This window comes from Kordiimonas lipolytica (assembly GCF_001550065.1).
Genome location: NZ_LRUB01000036.1, coordinates 47182 through 62902 on the forward strand (window position 1 = coordinate 47182; position 15721 = coordinate 62902).

Annotated in this window: 13 protein-coding genes; 4 read left to right on the forward strand and 9 right to left on the reverse strand. The window is 59.9% G+C overall.

Annotated elements, in window-relative coordinates:
• Positions 1–22: 22 nt before the first annotated feature.
• Positions 23–1219 carry a glycine C-acetyltransferase gene (locus KORM41_RS20000; RefSeq protein WP_068152711.1) on the reverse strand — a complete coding sequence of 399 codons (1197 nt, stop codon included), beginning with the start codon at positions 1217–1219 and terminating at the stop codon, positions 23–25.
• 193 nt (positions 1220–1412) lie between these two features.
• The gene (locus tag KORM41_RS20005) at positions 1413–1985 is read right to left on the reverse strand and encodes a helix-turn-helix domain-containing protein (protein WP_068152714.1); all 573 of its coding nucleotides are present in this window, start codon (positions 1983–1985) and stop codon (positions 1413–1415) included.
• A 154-nt stretch (positions 1986–2139) separates the two neighbouring features.
• On the opposite strand from KORM41_RS20005, the gene KORM41_RS20010 reads away from it, so the two are divergent.
• Entirely contained in the window at positions 2140–3909 is a 1770-nt protein-coding gene (locus KORM41_RS20010) for a pyridoxal phosphate-dependent decarboxylase family protein (RefSeq protein ID WP_197421325.1), read from the forward strand.
• A gap of 3 nt (positions 3910–3912) precedes the next feature.
• Here KORM41_RS20010 and KORM41_RS20015 read toward each other — a convergent pair whose 3' ends face one another.
• Positions 3913–4890, reverse strand: a complete 978-nt coding sequence (locus tag KORM41_RS20015; protein WP_068152720.1) for an arginine N-succinyltransferase — start codon at positions 4888–4890, stop codon at positions 3913–3915.
• Positions 4891–5055: 165 nt separating this feature from the next.
• Here KORM41_RS20015 and ctlX point away from each other — a divergent pair, with 165 nt between their 5' ends.
• The 3 genes from ctlX to KORM41_RS20030 all read left to right on the forward strand — a co-directional run bounded on the left by ctlX (position 5056) and on the right by KORM41_RS20030 (position 7943).
• Positions 5056–5994, forward strand: a complete 939-nt coding sequence (gene ctlX / locus KORM41_RS20020) for a citrulline utilization hydrolase CtlX (RefSeq protein WP_068152722.1) — start codon at positions 5056–5058, stop codon at positions 5992–5994.
• Positions 5995–6070: 76 nt separating this feature from the next.
• Entirely contained in the window at positions 6071–7129 is a 1059-nt protein-coding gene (locus KORM41_RS20025; RefSeq protein WP_068152724.1) for an SMP-30/gluconolactonase/LRE family protein, read from the forward strand.
• A gap of 148 nt (positions 7130–7277) precedes the next feature.
• Complete coding sequence (locus KORM41_RS20030) at positions 7278–7943, forward strand: alternative oxidase (protein ID WP_068152727.1); 666 nt, start codon at positions 7278–7280, stop codon at positions 7941–7943.
• A gap of 117 nt (positions 7944–8060) precedes the next feature.
• On the opposite strand, the gene KORM41_RS20035 is transcribed toward KORM41_RS20030, so the two are convergent.
• From KORM41_RS20035 to KORM41_RS20060, 6 genes are read right to left on the reverse strand one after another with little or no spacing between them, the layout of a single operon-like run.
• On the reverse strand, positions 8061–9758 hold the full coding sequence (locus KORM41_RS20035) for an AMP-dependent synthetase/ligase (protein ID WP_231727356.1): 1698 nt from the start codon (positions 9756–9758) through the stop codon (positions 8061–8063).
• An 11-nt stretch (positions 9759–9769) separates the two neighbouring features.
• Positions 9770–10945 carry an acyl-CoA dehydrogenase family protein gene (locus KORM41_RS20040; protein ID WP_068152731.1) on the reverse strand — a complete coding sequence of 392 codons (1176 nt, stop codon included), beginning with the start codon at positions 10943–10945 and terminating at the stop codon, positions 9770–9772.
• Positions 10942–11817 carry a BKACE family enzyme gene (locus tag KORM41_RS20045; RefSeq protein ID WP_068152735.1) on the reverse strand — a complete coding sequence of 292 codons (876 nt, stop codon included), beginning with the start codon at positions 11815–11817 and terminating at the stop codon, positions 10942–10944. Before KORM41_RS20045 ends, KORM41_RS20040 begins: the two co-directional genes overlap by 4 nt.
• The gene (locus tag KORM41_RS20050) at positions 11814–13766 is read right to left on the reverse strand and encodes an acetyl/propionyl/methylcrotonyl-CoA carboxylase subunit alpha (RefSeq protein ID WP_156432073.1); all 1953 of its coding nucleotides are present in this window, start codon (positions 13764–13766) and stop codon (positions 11814–11816) included. Before KORM41_RS20050 ends, KORM41_RS20045 begins: the two co-directional genes overlap by 4 nt.
• The gene (locus KORM41_RS20055; protein WP_197421327.1) at positions 13763–14572 is read right to left on the reverse strand and encodes an enoyl-CoA hydratase/isomerase family protein; all 810 of its coding nucleotides are present in this window, start codon (positions 14570–14572) and stop codon (positions 13763–13765) included. Before KORM41_RS20055 ends, KORM41_RS20050 begins: the two co-directional genes overlap by 4 nt.
• Entirely contained in the window at positions 14565–15713 is a 1149-nt protein-coding gene (locus KORM41_RS20060) for an acyl-CoA dehydrogenase family protein (RefSeq protein ID WP_068152740.1), read from the reverse strand. Before KORM41_RS20060 ends, KORM41_RS20055 begins: the two co-directional genes overlap by 8 nt.
• Positions 15714–15721: the final 8 nt, after the last annotated feature.

Consider the following 15721-nt stretch of genomic DNA (forward strand, 5'->3'; position numbering starts at 1 on the left):
CTCACTTGTGCCCTTTTGGGCTTTAGCTGATAATACCCAGTTCGCGGCCTACCTTGCCGAATGCCTCGACCGCACGGTCGATCTGTTCCGGCGTGTGTCCGGCGGACATCTGTGTACGGATGCGCGCCTGTCCTTTCGGTACGACCGGGAAGGAGAAGCCGATGACAAAAATGCCTTCACCCAACAGCTTGTCTGCCATGTCGGCGGCCAGCTTGGCGTCGCCCAGCATCACAGGGATGATCGGGTGGTTAGCACCCGCCAGCGTGAACCCAAGCTTTTCCATGCCCTCGCGGAAGCGCTTTGAGTTCGCATGCACGCGGTCACGCAGCTCAGAGCCTTCTTCCAGAAGCTCCAGCACCTTCACGCTTGTCGCCGCAATCACAGGCGCCAGCGTGTTCGAGAACAGATAAGGGCGGGAGCGTTGGCGCAGCCAGTCCACAATCTCTGCGCTTGCAGCGGTGTAGCCGCCGGATGCACCACCCAGCGCCTTGCCAAGCGTGCCGGTGATGATATGAACCCGGTCCTGCACGCCGAAATGCTCGGGCGTGCCCGCGCCACTTTCGCCGATGAAGCCCACGGCGTGGCTGTCGTCCACCATCACCATGGCGTCGTATTTTTCCGCCAGGTCACAGATGGCGGGCAGGTTCGCCAGAATGCCGTCCATGGAGAAGACGCCGTCGGTGGCGATCAGGCGGAAACGAGCATCCTGCGCGTCCTTCAGGCACTGTTCCAGCTCGGCCATGTCGTTGTTGGCATAGCGGAAGCGCTTGGCCTTGCAAAGCCGCACGCCATCAATGATGGAGGCGTGGTTCAGCGCGTCTGAGATGATCGCGTCCTCAGGGCCCAGCAGCGTTTCAAACAGGCCAGCGTTGGCGTCAAAACAGCTTGGGTAAAGGATCACATCTTCCATTTTCAGGAATTTCGCCAGCTTGCCCTCAAGCTCCTTGTGCACATCCTGTGTGCCGCAGATGAAACGTACGGACGACATGCCGTAGCCATGCTCATCCAACGCCTTTTTGGCGGTTTCGACCAGGATATGGTCGTTTGACAGGCCCAGATAGTTGTTGGCGCAGAAGTTGATGAAATCAGTGTCGCCACTGCCTTCCACATGCACGGCAGATGACTGCGGCGTGGTGATGACGCGCTCTTTCTTATAGAGCCCCGCTTCTTTCACCTCTGCCAACTGTTCCTGAAGATACGCTGTGTAGCGATCGGTCATGCCCAAAGTCCTCCTGAAATACCACTTGTCATGCTGAACTTGTTTCAGCATCCATGCCCAAGATTATTGCCGTATCCAGTGGGGTTTGCCAATGGACCCTGAAACGAGTTCAGGGTGACGGCTGAGTTCGATATGTTAAATACATTGTTCAATATATTGGTCAATAGCCAATATAATCCGTGATACTGTGCTTTTATGGCGCCAGAACCAGCATCAGGGCGCGGGCGGGATTTTGCCCTTTATTTTCAATAAAGTGCGGCACGTCCGCCTGATAGCGCGCCGAGTCGCCGGCTTCAATTTCCTGTACGCTGGTACCGACGCGCACGCTGAGCGCGCCATCAAGCACCGTCAGATGCTCCATTGTGCCGCTGGCGTGCCCCTCTGATTCGAGGATGCCGCCAGCCTCCAGGCGCATATCATACCATTCTGTTTTGCTCACCAGATCAATCGGGCCCAGAATGCGCAGCGTACAGCGGCCGTCGGCGCTTTGTATCTCTGGCGTTTCATAGGCTTTGGTAAGCTTGATTTCAGGCCCGCCCGGTGTTTCGCCTGCGCCGTCATCGAGAAGCGACGCGATATCGATCCCCAGCGACTGGGTCAGGCTCCAGAGCGTACCAAGCGTCGGGTTCGTGAGCCCCCGCTCGATCTGCGACAGCATGGATTTCGACACGCCGGACATTCTGGCCAGACCGTCCAGCGTCAGCTTTTCGGCCGTTCTCAGGGCCTTGATTTTCTGGCCCACGTCGGGCGGCGAATTGCGTGTCATGCTTCTGTCCTTATCGGGCTTTTGTTCACTATATTGAATTTTGGTGCCCGATCCAGCGGGAAATTTGGTAGCGACTTGACCTCGGTCAACACTCGCTGAGGAGAAGTGAAGTAGAAAACCACATAGTTACAAGTGAAACTATATGGTGACAAGCATGACGACCAATCAAGCAAGCGGGGCCTACAAGGCCTTTTTTCTTGGCCCCAAGGCGGAAAACGAAGCCTGGGTGCGTTCCGAATTCCAGGCGATCCTTGAGCATTGGTTCCAGTGGCGGAAAGACCTGTTCCCCGGCGACGCGCCGGTGTCTGTGAAAACCGAGCGCCGCACACCCGCCTATCTTGAGGCGCGGGAGCGCATGATCGCGGGGCTTGAAGACCTGACTGAGCTTCTTGAGGATGAGCTTCCCAAGTTCACGCCGCGCTATATCGGCCATATGGTGTCTGACTTGACGCTGCCGGCGCTGATGGGCCATTTCGCCATGCTGTTGCATAACCCCAACAACACCAGCCGCGACGCCTCCAAAGTGGGCCAGAAGGTGGAGGCCGAGGTCATCGCCATGCTGGCAGAAATGATGGGGTTTGACCCAACCCGCGCCACAGGACACATCACCGGGGGCGGCACGGTCGCGAACTTCGAGGCCGTCTGGCGCGCCCGTTTCCGGCAGGATCATTGGCTGAGCCTGGCGCTCTATCTTGCAGAAGAGCGCGGCGTTAAGCTGGACCTCTTTTCCGCTGCTCATATGGGCTGGAACCGCTTCGCAGAGCTGCTGGCCGAACATAATGTTCCGCTTGACGACCTGCGCGGCTATAGCGGCGTGGCCACCAACCCTTATGAATTCGGCGAGCGCATGACACGGGCGTTTGACCAGCCCTATCGCGGACCAATCCTGCTGGTGCCGGAGAACAAGCATTTTTCCTGGACCAAGGCGACCAACATTTTCGGCTATGGCGAGCATGCCTTCTGGCCTGTGGCACTGGACGCGCGCGGCAAAATGGACGTGACAGCGCTTGCGGGGCTGATCCAGAAAGCTAAGCAGGAGACGCGCCCCATCAGCATGGTGGTGTCGGTCGCGGGCACGACGGAAACCGGCGAGATCGACCCCGTGGATCAGGTGCAGGCCGTACTGAATGCAGTGCGAGAGCGCGAGGGCTGGGACATCTGGCACCATGTGGATGCGGCCTATGGCGGTTTCCTGTGCAGCCTGTTGCGCGGTGAGCCCTCAAGCGTGCTGAGTGACGCGAACACCGCGGCGCTGGCGGCCATCGGGCAGGCGCATTCCGTCACCATCGACCCCCATAAGCTGGGCTATGTGCCCTATAGCTGCGGGGCGATCATCACGAAGGACGAACAGGCTTATGCGGTCTCAAGTTTCAAGGCACCGTATCTTGAGCGTCAATTGGAAGTGCCCGACAAATGGTCGACCACGCTTGAAGGCTCGCGCTCTGCCGCCGGAGCGGCTGCCACATGGCTCACGGGCAAGACCATGGGGTTCGACACGTCCGGCCTTGGCGGCGTGATCGCGGAAACGATTGTCGCCTGCCGGGCGTTCCGGGAAAGGCTGGTTGCTGAGCTGCCATTCGTGCGCCCCTTGGACCCATCAGAGACCAACATCCTCTGTTATTCGCTGGCGCATGAGGGCATGAGCCTGAAGACCTCAAACGCCGCCACGGAAGCCGTGTTTGACCGTTTCGTTGCCTGCCCGGAATTTTCCGTTTCCAAAACCACGCTGTCGGGCAAGGCACACGCCAAGGTGATCGAGCGCCATGTGGGCGCCTATGGCGGCGTCTTGGATGATGACCGGCTGGTGCTGATCCGGTGCGTGTTCATGAACCCCTTCTGGCGCGAACAGGCCGTGGCGGAAAAGCTCACGGCGGATATCATCGGGCACCTCAAGGACTGGTTCCTGCCCGCGAAGGCGGCTTAGGGCCTAGAGCGGGGAATAGATAAGCGGCGTATCGGGGGCGGCGCCCAGCGCAGCAGTCAGGTCTTCGCGGCCGATGGCGGCTTGCACCACGCGGAGATCATCATCTGCGCGGGCGATCAAGGCGCTTGCCGCAAGGTCTTCGTCTGAAAGGTCGCCAGCCGTGCAGGCGCGCGCACCGCGGATGAGCGGGATATTTTCAAGATCTGCCTCAAGGCAGGGGCCTGCATCGAATACATCCACCTGGTTTCTGAAACGGAAACCCTGCTTTTCAAGAAGCGCGCGGGCAGGCCGCGTTTTGTCGTGGGTCAGGCCGATCACCCGCTGCGCCTCATCGGGCAGCAGCTCGGTGTATATCGGTACCTTGGGCATCAGGTCAGCGATAAAGCGGTTGGATACGCCCGAGCGCATATCGGCTTCTGCGAAATCCAGCTTGAAGAATTTGCGGCCCACGGCTTCCCAGAAGGGCGAGCGCCCATCCGCATCTGTCCAGCCGCGCATCTCCGCCATGACCTGTGGGCCGAAACGCTCGCGCATGGACGCCATCAGCATGAAACGGCTGAAGGACAGGAGCGTGCCGCGCCCGCCGCCGCGCATGGCAGGATCCAGAAACAGGGTGCCGATCTCGGCGTAGCCATGAAAATCATTCACCAGCGACAGCACAGTGGCTTCACACGAAACGCCAATCTCTGGCGCGCGCGCTGCGTGTTTGGAAAGCCGGTAGCTATAAAAGGGTTGGCCCTGGCCCAGGTTGGTATAGATGGCGCTGACGCCGGATAGCGTGCCGTCGGTCTCTTCAAGCACCAGAAGATATGTCTCCGCGCTCAGGCTGTCTGCGGGCCGGGCAAAGGAAGTGAGCGAGTCCTCGATCCGCTCCTGCCAGCCGGCCTCATTTTTCGGCAGCGTGGTCAGGCCCTGTCCGGCCTTGGCGGCCAGCGTCATCAGCTTTTCGGTGTCAGTATCTTTTGCAGGTCGAATAATCATTGGCGTTCCTTCCCTTGATACAGTGGTAGCATGTGGTCGCCTGATTTTTTGCCGGAAGATGGGCTGCCTGACCGCAAAAGATGCGGTTGACGAATAATTTTCCGCCATTCTTTCGGCATCTTTTGTGCTCATATGCAGCCATTAACCAAGCCCAAGGGACAAGGGATGACGACAGAGACGAACAGCCCACGCAAAGGCCAGGCGCCGCACGCTGTAGTGATGGTGCTACCCCACCATTTTTATCCCAATGAAGAAACGGCGGAAGACAACGCCTTCCAGGTGGAGGGCGGCAACCGGGAACGAACCGAAAAGCGCGCCTTTGATGAGGTGCAGGGTGCGGTGGACGCCCTGCGTGCAGTTGGTGTGACGGTTCATTTGTTTGAAGACAAGGGCGTGGACACGCCAGACAGCGTGTTCCCCAACAACTGGTTTTCCACCCACCCGGATGGCCGCGTGGTGCTGTACCCGATGTATGCGCCGTCCCGCCGGGCGGAGCGCCGCGATGACATCATCGATTTCCTGCGCGAGAGCTATGATGTCGCGGGCGTGATCGATTATTCGTCTTTTGAATATGCTGAAAAATTCCTCGAGGGTACGGGCGCCATGGTGCTGGATCATGCGAACATGGCGGCTTATGTGACGCTGTCGCATCGCGCCGATGAAGATCTGGTGCAACGCTTTTGCAGCGATTTTGGATATGACCCCGTCACCTTCGAGACGCGCGGACCTGACGGCAACCCTATCTATCATACCAATGTGATGATGAATGTGGGCACCAAGCTTGCGCTTGTTGGCCTGTCAACCATTGTTGGCGCGGACAAACGGCAGGAAATTGAAGACCGGCTGGCCGCCACGGGGCGCACCATCATTGACTTGGGCGCAGACCAGATCGCGCAGTTTGCCGGTAACGCCCTTGAAGTACGGACGGCCAAGGGCCTTGTGCTGGTGCTTTCCGACACTGCACTTGCCAGCCTGACACCCGACCAGATCGAAATGATCGAGGCTGAGATGCCGCTCGTGCCGCTTCATGTGCCGACGATTGAGAAAGCCGGCGGCAGCGCACGCTGCATGCTGGCGGGCATCCACCTGAAGCCGAAGGCCTAGGCACGCGGGAATTTCCCTTTGCATTCGATGCTGAAATCGGTTGTTCTACCTGTCGAACGGATGGGGAGAATGACTGGTGAAGAAGAAAATCCTGATTGGTAGCGGTGTGCTTGTTGTGGCGGTGGTTGGTTTTGTTCTCAACACCCTCATGGCGGCGGGCACGTTCCGCAAGATCAACCCGCACTATCACGGGAAATGTGACGCGGTGACCGGCGTAGTGGGCGTTGAGGACATCACGATCGACCCGGATTCTGGCTTCGCCTACCTGTCCTCCCATGACCGGCGCACCTGGGCCAAAACCGGCGAGGCAGAAGGCGATATCTTCCTTTACCGCCCTGGCAGCCTGGCGACCCCGCTTGCCATGCCGCATGACTATGAAGGGTCTTTTCACCCGCACGGCATTTCCCTGTGGCTCGACGCCACGGGCCCGGACCGCCTGATGGTGGTTAATCACCCGAACAGCGCGGATGCGGGCGGCATGCCCCTTAGCCAGGTTGAAATTTTTGAGGTCGGCCCCGCGCGGCTCACTCACATTCGCACGGTCAAAACGGACGGGCCCTACAGCCTCAATGACGTGGTGGCCACGGGGCCTGAAACCTTCTATGCATCGATCGACAAGGGCAGCGAGACAAAGCTGGGCCGCAGCCTTGAAAGCTATCTTCGCCTGTCGCGCGGCGGTATCGCCTATGGGGATGAACACGGCATGCGGCGGGTAGAAGGCGGCCTTGTGTACCCGAACGGCATCCAGTGGGACGGCGTGCATCTGTATGTCGCGGAAACCACCGGTCGGCGGCTCCTGAAATTCAAGCCGAGCGAAACCCCGATGGAGCTGACCCTGGTGGCGGAAGATAACCTGAATACCGCGCTCGATAACCTGGAGTGGGACGCCGACGGCAATCTGTGGATTGGCGCGCATCCCCAGACGCTCAAGTTTGTCGAGCATGCCAAGGATGCCGCCAATCGGTCACCCAGCCAGGTGTTAAAGGCGACGCTTGCGGACGGCGGCTTTGATCTGCAGGAAGTGTATCTGAATGACGGTGATCCCATTTCGGGCTCAAGTGTTGCAGCACCCTATGCGGGACGCATGCTGATCGGCAGCGTGTTCGACCCCTTTATTCTCGATTGCAAGCTTTAGGCTCGATCGCAAGATGTAGGCCTGCCAAACTGTCGCAGGGGCGGGTTGTCGCAGGGTAATCTGATCTCCTCTCTCCTATATTCAGGTCACGGGCACGACGCTTGGAACACGCCGCCGCCCGGTGACCATTGAGTATGGGAGAGATGAGATGCAAACCACGACGAAGCCAGATCATGGCTATCAGAACCCCCACCATGTGCCCAAAGGCGCGTCGGACCGTATCGCGTTCGGCTTTGTTAAGCTTCTGCGCTTCTTTGCCGATACATTCTTTGCCAAACGCTATGGCCACCGGGCGGTGGTGCTGGAGACCGTCGCGGCCGTGCCCGGTATGGTTGGCGGCCTGTTGCAGCACCTGAAGGCGCTTCGCCAGATCCGTGACGATGAAGGCTGGGTGAAGGAATTACTCGAAGAAGCTGATAATGAGCGCATGCACCTGATGACCTTCATCCATGTGGCACAGCCAACGCTGTTCGAGCGCGCCGTGATCATGGTGACGCAAGCCATTTTCTATAATCTCTATTTCTTCCTCTATCTGTTCGCGCCCAAGACCGCGCACCGCGTGGTGGGATACTTCGAGGAAGAGGCGGTAACGAGCTACACCAGCTATCTGGCGGAGATTGACGCCGGGCGGCACGAAAATGTACCCGCGCCGCAGATCGCCATTGATTATTGGGGCCTGGGCGCAGGCGCTACGCTCCGTGATGTGGTGATTGTCGTGCGTGAGGATGAAGCCGGGCACCGCGACCGCAACCATTTGTTCGCCGACCAACTGGCCGCGGGTGAAACGCCCAAGGGGTCGAGCTTGAAGGCCTGATGGCGGGCTGATGGATGCTGAACCAAGTTCAGCATGACGGTTGAGATAAAACCAGTTGTCACCCTGAACTTGTTTGGCGTGCCGCTAGCTTCGCAAACAGGGTCCATAGCCACAGAGTTACAGAAATTCGACCCTTAAGGCCGCGCCGCTTCCCATGGCCCCAGCGGCCTTATCAATGGCATCGCCGAACTGGTCCAACACCCGTTCGCGCCGCACTTTCATGGTGTGGGTCAGGATGCCGTTCTCGATGGTCCAGGCCTCCGGCGCCACCAGCACTGCGCCCACCTGCGCGTGGCGCTCAAGGGTCGGGTTGATCTCAGCCACTCGTTCGCGCACATGGGCTTCAATCGCGTCCCGTGCCAAGCCTTCTGCCAGCTCAGCGATCACCAGCAACAGCACCGTCTGCGGCATGCCGTGGCCCACAAGGCAGGCCTGATCGAGATAGTCGCTTTCAAGGAATTTGGCCTCAATCGGCATGGGCGCGACATATTTGCCCTTGGCGGTCTTGAAGGTTTCCTTCACCCGGCCTTTCAGGATCACGAAGCCATCTTCGTCCAGTTCCGCGCGGTCGCCAGTATAGACCCAGCCGTCACGGAATGTTTCCGCCGTTTTTTCCGGCATCTTATAGTAGCCAAGGCTGCAGCCGGGGCCGCGGGCGATCAGTTCGCCTTCTTCCGTGATGCGCACTTCAACACCGGGGGCGGGGCGGCCTACCGTATGGGGCTTGTTGGACCCCATGGGCGTGGTGGCCAGCGGCAGGATTTCCGTCTGGCCGTAGCCGTCCATCAGCGGCAGGCCGAAAAGCTTGAACCATTCCTTGATGTGGGGCGGCACGGGGGCCGTGGTGGACACTAGCTTCTCCACGCTCGCGAGGCCAAGCTTGTCACGTACGGCAGCGGCCGCCATATCGGCATGCGGCCCGGTAAGCGCGGCCCTCAAGGCCTCAGTCCCGCCTTCAGTGCCTGCGATCACGGCGGATGAAAGCTTGTCCCAGATGCGGGGTACGCCGAAGAAATAGTTGGGCTTGGCGAGCGCCAGGTCTTGCCCGAATGTTTCAAGACTTTCGTTGAAGAATATGGTGCCGCCGATCCGAAGCGCATGCAGTTCAATAATCAGCCGTTCCGCCAGATGCGCCAGCGGCAGGTAGGAAATGAAATTCCAACCAGTACCGGATTCCGTTTGCTCTACCAGCGTGTGGGTGGCGCGCCCCAGGCTGCCCATGGAATGCATCACGCCCTTTGGTTTTCCAGTGGTGCCTGAAGTGAAAATCAGTGTCGCGACATCTTCTGGTCCGTGACCTTGAGGGGTGGGTTTCCCGTCCCCAAGCGCCAGAAACTCGTCCCATGTCATGTCGCCTTCGGCTGCATCCACGCCCGGCAGGGTGACAATGGTGATGCCTGCAGGCACATGGGCTTTCACCTCCGCCCAGTTGGCGCTTTCGCCCAGGAACAACAATTCCACATCGGCGAAATCCAGCACATAATGGAAGGTCTCTGGCCGCATGGTGGTGAACACAGGGACGGCCACGCTGCCGGACGCAAGGATGGCGAGGTCCGCCAGTATCCAGTGCGCCCGGTTCTTTGATAGGATCGCCGTCTTGTGGCCACTTTTGCCAAAGTGGGTGTGTATGGCGCGGGCGGCGCGGTCCACGGTCTCGGCTGTTTCCGCCCAACTGACCGGGATTTGCTCGCCTGCCTTCAGGTCCACAAGGAAAGACACGTCTGGTTTTTCCTTGGCCCAGAAGGCCAGGTCTTCCATCACCGTCTTGCAGCCGATTCCTATTTCATTGCCTTCCCACATGATCGTCTCCCCCACGATTATTGTGTCTATTTCAGCAGCTCCTGCGCGATGATCGTCTGCCGTATCTGGTTGGTGCCGGCGCCGATCTCGATCACCTTGCCGCTTCTATAGAGCCGGTTCACTTCCGTTTCGCGCATGAAGCCCATGCCGCCGTGAATTTGCACCGCGCTATCCAGCACGCGCATCAGTGCCCGGCCCGTGTGCAGCGCGTTCATGGCCGTCCGCATATGAATGGTGCCGCGACCGCCGCCGCCTTTTTCCAGATCGTTGATCTCTTTCATCAACTGGTAGGCGGTGGCGCGCATGGTCTCCACGTCCGTGTACATGTCGGCTAGTAAGCCCTTGATCAGCTGGAAATGCGCGATTGGTTTGCCGAACTGCTGGCGTTCCTTGGCGTAGGCGACGCTGAGGTCAAGTGCCCGCTGCGCCACGCCCACGGTGGATGTGCACAGGAAAGCACGCTCGATATTGAGGCCGCTCATGACCACGGCGACACCATGGTTTTCCGCGCCCACAAGATTTTCAGCTGGCACGCGGCAATTGTCGAACACCAGTTCGCCCGTTGGGCTGCCGCGCCAGCCCATCTTGTCAAGCTTTTGGGCGACACTGAAGCCTTCGAATTCTTTTTCAACAATGAAGGCGGAAATACCGTGCGGGCCAGCAGCCGGGTTGGTTTTTGCATACACCAGCAGAATATCCGCCACCGGGCCGTTGGTGATGAACATCTTGCGGCCATTGAGCACATAATGATCACCGTCGCGCGTCGCCGTGGTAGCCATGGACCCCAGCGCGTCAGACCCGGCGCCGGGTTCCGTGAGCCCCAGCGCACCGATGGCGCCTTTCACAAAGCGCGGCAGATATTTTTCTTTCTGCGCATCGTTTGCGTTCCTGACAATATTGTTCACGCACAGGTTTTCGCTGGCGCCCCAGCTGGCGCCGAAGCAGTGGTTCCAATATCCGAAGGCTTCCGCAACCAATGCCTGGCTGGTGAAGTCAAGGTTGGCACCGCCAAGTGCTTCCGGAACTGTGGTGCCCAGGAAACCCACATCCGCCATGGCGCGGTAGGCCGCATCCGGGAACCAGTCCTCGTCATCCATCTTCGGCAACAGCGGCCACAATTCCTTCTCGGCGTACTTGTACGCTGTGTCGTAAAGGGCCTGGTGTTCAGATGTGAAGCCGAAGCTTTTAAGATCGGGGATCATGCCTGCCTCCAGTCCTGGGTGGCCAGGTGTGCGCGGGTTTCCTCTGGTGTCGTGACCTCGCGCCCGGCATTTCGCGCGCAGGCCGCCAGCGCCTCGATCATCTCACCGTTTGACCGTGCCTTGTCACCCGATGGCAGATAGAAACAGTCCTCAAGGCCCGTGCGCAGGTTGCCGCCCAGCTCCGCCACCCGCTGGTGCACGCCCCAGACATCTGCCCGCCCGATCAGCGTGGCCTGCCAGGGGCTGCCTTCCGGGCGGTATTTCACGAGTAAGGGGAGCAGGTCCGCGTCGCACGGCATGCCCGAGGCCACGCCCATGACAAAATTCACGTCCGCATGATCAACCATACCATTCTGGATATAGAGACTGACGGAGCGGAGGATGCCAATGTCGAAACATTCGAATTCTGGCACGATATTGTGTTCGCGCATGCAGTCCAGCATCTCGGCCACCTTATCGACCGGGTTCTGGAAAGTCATGGGCGGCCAGGCCCAGCTGCCGTCCTTCCGGGTCTTCAGGTAATTCAGCGTGCCCGCGTTCATTGCCGCCATCTCTGGCTTGCAGTGTGCAAGATAGTCCAGCACTTCCGTCTGGTCCCGGCCCACAACGCCGGTGGTCATGTTGATCACCACGCCCGGGCAGGCGGCGCGGATGGCGTCGTTGATCTCAAGCGCCAGCGCACCGTCCCAACTAGGCAGATGGCCCTTGCCGGACTCCTGCTGCCGGTAATGGCAATGCATGATGGTGGCGCCCTGGTCATAGGCGGCCTTGGCCTCAGCCGCCATCTGCTCGGGTGTCACCGGCACATTGTGCTGGGTTGGGTCCGTCAGTACGCCCGTCAGCGCACAGGTCAAAATGGCTTTGTCTGTCATGCGGTATCCCCCGAAATAATAGTGGCAAGGGGCGCGCGGCTTTTCACTTGCGCGCCAATGCTTGCGGATAACTCTTCAATGGTGCCGTCCATGTCGGCCCGGATGTGATGTTCCATTTTCATGGCTTCGATCACGCAGATCAGGTCGCCGGATTTCACCAGCGCGCCTTTTTCAACCTGTACGGCCACGATCTGCCCGTCCATTGGGGCGGTCAGCCTGCCGGTGCCGCCAGCAGTGGCCCTTGAAGCCGGGGCGTGGGTCACGTCCCGCCCGGCAATGTGCCAGCGGCCGAAATCTGCTGAATGCTGATCGCCGTTTCGGGCGTGGGCCACCCGCAGTTTTTCGCCCTTGTAGGTGAAGGTCTCGCCGTCAAATAGCGTGCTACGCGTTTTGTCGGTTGTGCTGGCTGTGATTTCCCAGCCGGTGGCGGTGCGTGACTGGCGCACTTCAACGGGCACGCGCGTGCCGTCCACTTCAAACACCCGCCGGGTATAGTTTCCTGCATGGGTTCGCCATCCTGCCAGCGCGGCCATTGGGCTGGCCTTAAGGGCCGCACCCTGCAACAGAAGCGCAAGCGTCAACGCCTGTGTCTCCGGTGGCAGCGGGATGAAAGGGGTGGCATGATCCAGCGTGTGGGTGCGCATGGTGCCTGACCGGAAGGGTTCATCGTTCAAGAGGTAGGCCAGCCACGCCTTGTTGGTTGCCATGCCTGCGATACGGCTTTCAGATAGCATGACGGAAAGGCGGTTTCTTGCCTCCTCGCGGGTTTTGCCATGCGCGATCAGCTTCGCCAGCATCGGGTCATAATAGGGGCTGACTGTATCACCCGCCACCACGCCGCTGTCGAGCCGACAGCCTTCCCCGATGGGGATGTCTAAGGCACCCAGCGTGCCGGTTTGCGGCATGAAGCTCTGGGCCGGGTCTTCGGCATAAAGCCGCGCCTCGATCGCATGGCCCGAAAGCGTGATGTCATCCTGACTGACGCTCAGCGCCTCGCCTGAGGCCACGCGGAGTTGCTCGGCCACAAGGTCTATGCCGGTCACCAGTTCCGTTACTGGATGTTCCACCTGAAGGCGGGTGTTCATTTCAAGGAAATAGAAGGCACCGTCTTCGTCCACCAGGAACTCGACCGTGCCAGCACCCGTGTAGCCCACAGCTTTCGCGAGCTTCACGGCAGCATCTGTCAGGCCCGTGCGGGTCTCACTTGTGATGGTGGCGCAGGGCGCTTCTTCAATCACCTTCTGGTGTCGGCGCTGGGATGAACAATCGCGCTCAAACAGATGAATTACATTGCCATGGGTGTCGCCCAGCACTTGCACTTCCACGTGCCGGGCCTCGGCGATCATCCGCTCCAGGATGATGCCGCTGTCGCCGAAGGCGGAGCCCGCTTCGCGCCGGGCGCTTTCAAGCGCTTCGGTGAAACCCTTCAGGTCATCCACGCGCCTGAGGCCGCGCCCGCCGCCGCCGGCTGTGGCCTTGATCATCAGGGGCGTGCCGATGCGCTTTGCTTCCTTCAGCAGCAGGGCGTCGTCCGCATCAGCGCCGTCATAGCCGGGTACGGTGGGCACACCGGCTTTGTCTGCGATGCCGCGCGCGGTGCGCTTGTCACCCATTTGGGCGATGACGTCAGCGGAAGGCCCGACAAAGGTGATGCCGGCGTCTGCGACAGCTTTTGCGAAGGCCGCGTTTTCGGACAGGAATCCATAGCCCGGGTGGATGGCATCCGCTTCTGTTTCTCTGGCCGCTGCGATGATAGCGTCGATCTTCAGATAGCTGTCTTTCACGGGTGAGGGGCCGATGTGAACGGCGCGGTCCGCCATTTTCACATGCTGGGCGCATGTGTCTGCGTCGGAATAGACGGCGACGGTTTCAATGCCCATCGCGCGCGCGGTGCCGATGATCCGGCAGGCAATCTCCCCCCGGTTGGCAATCAACAGGCGCCTTATCATTTGTCGCCCTCCATCCATTTGGCTGGGCGTTTTTCAACGAAGGCTTTGGTGCCCTCCAGCCCTTCGCCCTGAAGCGACCGCGCAAACAGGTTGGCGGCCTCATCCAGCGTTTCAGGCGTGACCGTGTCCCCCATGTCCATCAGCAACTTCTTGGTGGCAGCCACAGCGCCGGGGGCTGCTTTCCTGGCCTTTTCAATGGTGTCGGTCAGCCTGCGGTCCATGGCTTCGACAGTGGGTTCGGAATAATGCACAAGGCCCACTTTCCGGGCCTTTTTGCCTGTGATGATATCGCCTGTGAGCGCCATCCTTCGGGTTTCCGTCAGCCCCATGCGGGCACGCACGAACGGCGCGATTTGCGCCGGGATAAGTCCCAGCGTCACTTCCGGCATGCCAAAGCGGCAGCTGTCTTCCGTGATGGCAACGTCCGACACGCACACAAGCCCGAAGCCGCCGCCCATGGCCGCGCCGCGAACGAAAGTGACAAGCAGTTTCGGAAAGCGCTGGGCGCGCTCCAGCAGTGTGCCGAACCGGCGGTTGCCGATGGCGATGTCATCTGCGTTCTTGTGGCCAGTGCTGAAGTCTTTCAGGTCGCCGCCCGCGCAGAAGACGCCGTTTGCACCGCGGATTACCATGATGCGCACGCTGTCGTCTGCCTCGGCTGTGTCAAACGCATCCATCAGCGCGTCAACCATTTTGAAGTTCATGGCGTTTTTCACCTCAGGCCGATTGAGCGTCACGTAGAAAACGCCGCCGGCCTGGCTGATGAGGACGGGATCAATCCCAGTGTCAGCCACAGGATCAACCATTGGACATGCCCATCAGTTTGGTCAGGATACGGAGCATGGTCTCGTCCGACCCGCCACCGATTGAGGACAAGCGCCCGTCGCGGTAGCTCCGCGCCACCAGGTTGTCCCACATGAAGCCCATGCCGCCCCAATACTGCAGGCAGGCATCCGGCACTTCGCGGCCCAGTCGCCCGGCCTTCAGCTTGGCCATGGTCGCGAGTTTGGTTACATCAATGCCGTTGATATATTGCTCGGTCGCGTGCCAGATCAGCGCGCGCAGCGCCTCCACTTCCGTCTGCAGTTCCGCCAGCCGGTACTGCACCACCTGGTTATCCAGCACGCTGCCGCCGAAAATCTGCCGGTCCTTGGTATATTCAATGGTGCGCTGGATGGTGTCTGACATGCCTTTGGGGCCCAGCATGGCGGCGCACAGGCGTTCCTCCTGGAACTGCATCATCTGCATCCTGAAGCCGTCACCTTCGCGACCGATCCGGTAGCGCTGCGGCACGCGCACGTCATCAAAGAAAATCTGCGCCGTGTCGGATGACCGCATCCCCGGCTTGTTCAGCTTTTCCGAAAAGCTGATGCCGGGCGTGTTCGTCGGCACAATGATCAGCGATTTGTTCACATGCTCCTGCGCGTCGCCGGTGTTGGCCAAAAGGCACAGGAAATCCGCCTGGGTTGAGTTGGTGATCCACATTTTGGTGCCGTTGATGACATAGTCGTCACCGTCCCTGACTGCGTTGGTCTTGATCGCCGCCACGTCAGAGCCCGCGTGGGGTTCGGATACGGCGATGGAACACACCATGTCGCCCGCGATGGCGGGGGCGAGGAATTCGTGCCTAAGCTCGTCCGACCCGAAACGGGCGAGGGCAGGGGTGGCCATGTTGGTCTGCACGCTGATGCCCATGGGCACGCCGCCGCAGTTGATGCCGCCCAATTCTTCGGCCAGCACCATCTCGTAGCTATAATCCAGGCCCAGGCCGCCGAATTCTTCGGGCTTGGAGATGCCCAGAAGGCCAAGGTCACCCATTTTCTTGAACAGCTCATGCGCCGGGAAAATGCCAGCCTCTTCCCATTCATCCACATAGGGGTTCACTTCTTCCGCAACGAAGCGGGCGACGGTGCGGCGGAGTTCATTATGTTGGTCAGTAAAAAGCATGTCGTGTT

Bases quoted from the DNA above. Each gene is read 5' to 3' on its own strand.
- KORM41_RS20010 (WP_197421325.1), top strand. From the start codon at position 2,140: ATGACGACCAATCAAGCAAGCGGGGCCTACAAGGCCTTTTTTCTTGGC.
- KORM41_RS20030 (WP_068152727.1), top strand. From the start codon at position 7,278: ATGCAAACCACGACGAAGCCAGATCATGGCTATCAGAACCCCCACCAT.
- KORM41_RS20015 (WP_068152720.1), bottom strand. From the start codon at position 4,890: ATGATTATTCGACCTGCAAAAGATACTGACACCGAAAAGCTGATGACG.
- KORM41_RS20005 (WP_068152714.1), bottom strand. From the start codon at position 1,985: ATGACACGCAATTCGCCGCCCGACGTGGGCCAGAAAATCAAGGCCCTG.
- KORM41_RS20000 (WP_068152711.1), bottom strand. From the start codon at position 1,219: ATGACCGATCGCTACACAGCGTATCTTCAGGAACAGTTGGCAGAGGTG.
- KORM41_RS20060 (WP_068152740.1), bottom strand. From the start codon at position 15,713: ATGCTTTTTACTGACCAACATAATGAACTCCGCCGCACCGTCGCCCGC.
- KORM41_RS20055 (WP_197421327.1), bottom strand. From the start codon at position 14,572: ATGGTTGATCCTGTGGCTGACACTGGGATTGATCCCGTCCTCATCAGC.
- KORM41_RS20050 (WP_156432073.1), bottom strand. From the start codon at position 13,766: ATGATAAGGCGCCTGTTGATTGCCAACCGGGGGGAGATTGCCTGCCGG.
- KORM41_RS20045 (WP_068152735.1), bottom strand. From the start codon at position 11,817: ATGACAGACAAAGCCATTTTGACCTGTGCGCTGACGGGCGTACTGACG.
- KORM41_RS20040 (WP_068152731.1), bottom strand. From the start codon at position 10,945: ATGATCCCCGATCTTAAAAGCTTCGGCTTCACATCTGAACACCAGGCC.
- ctlX (WP_068152722.1), top strand. From the start codon at position 5,056: ATGACGACAGAGACGAACAGCCCACGCAAAGGCCAGGCGCCGCACGCT.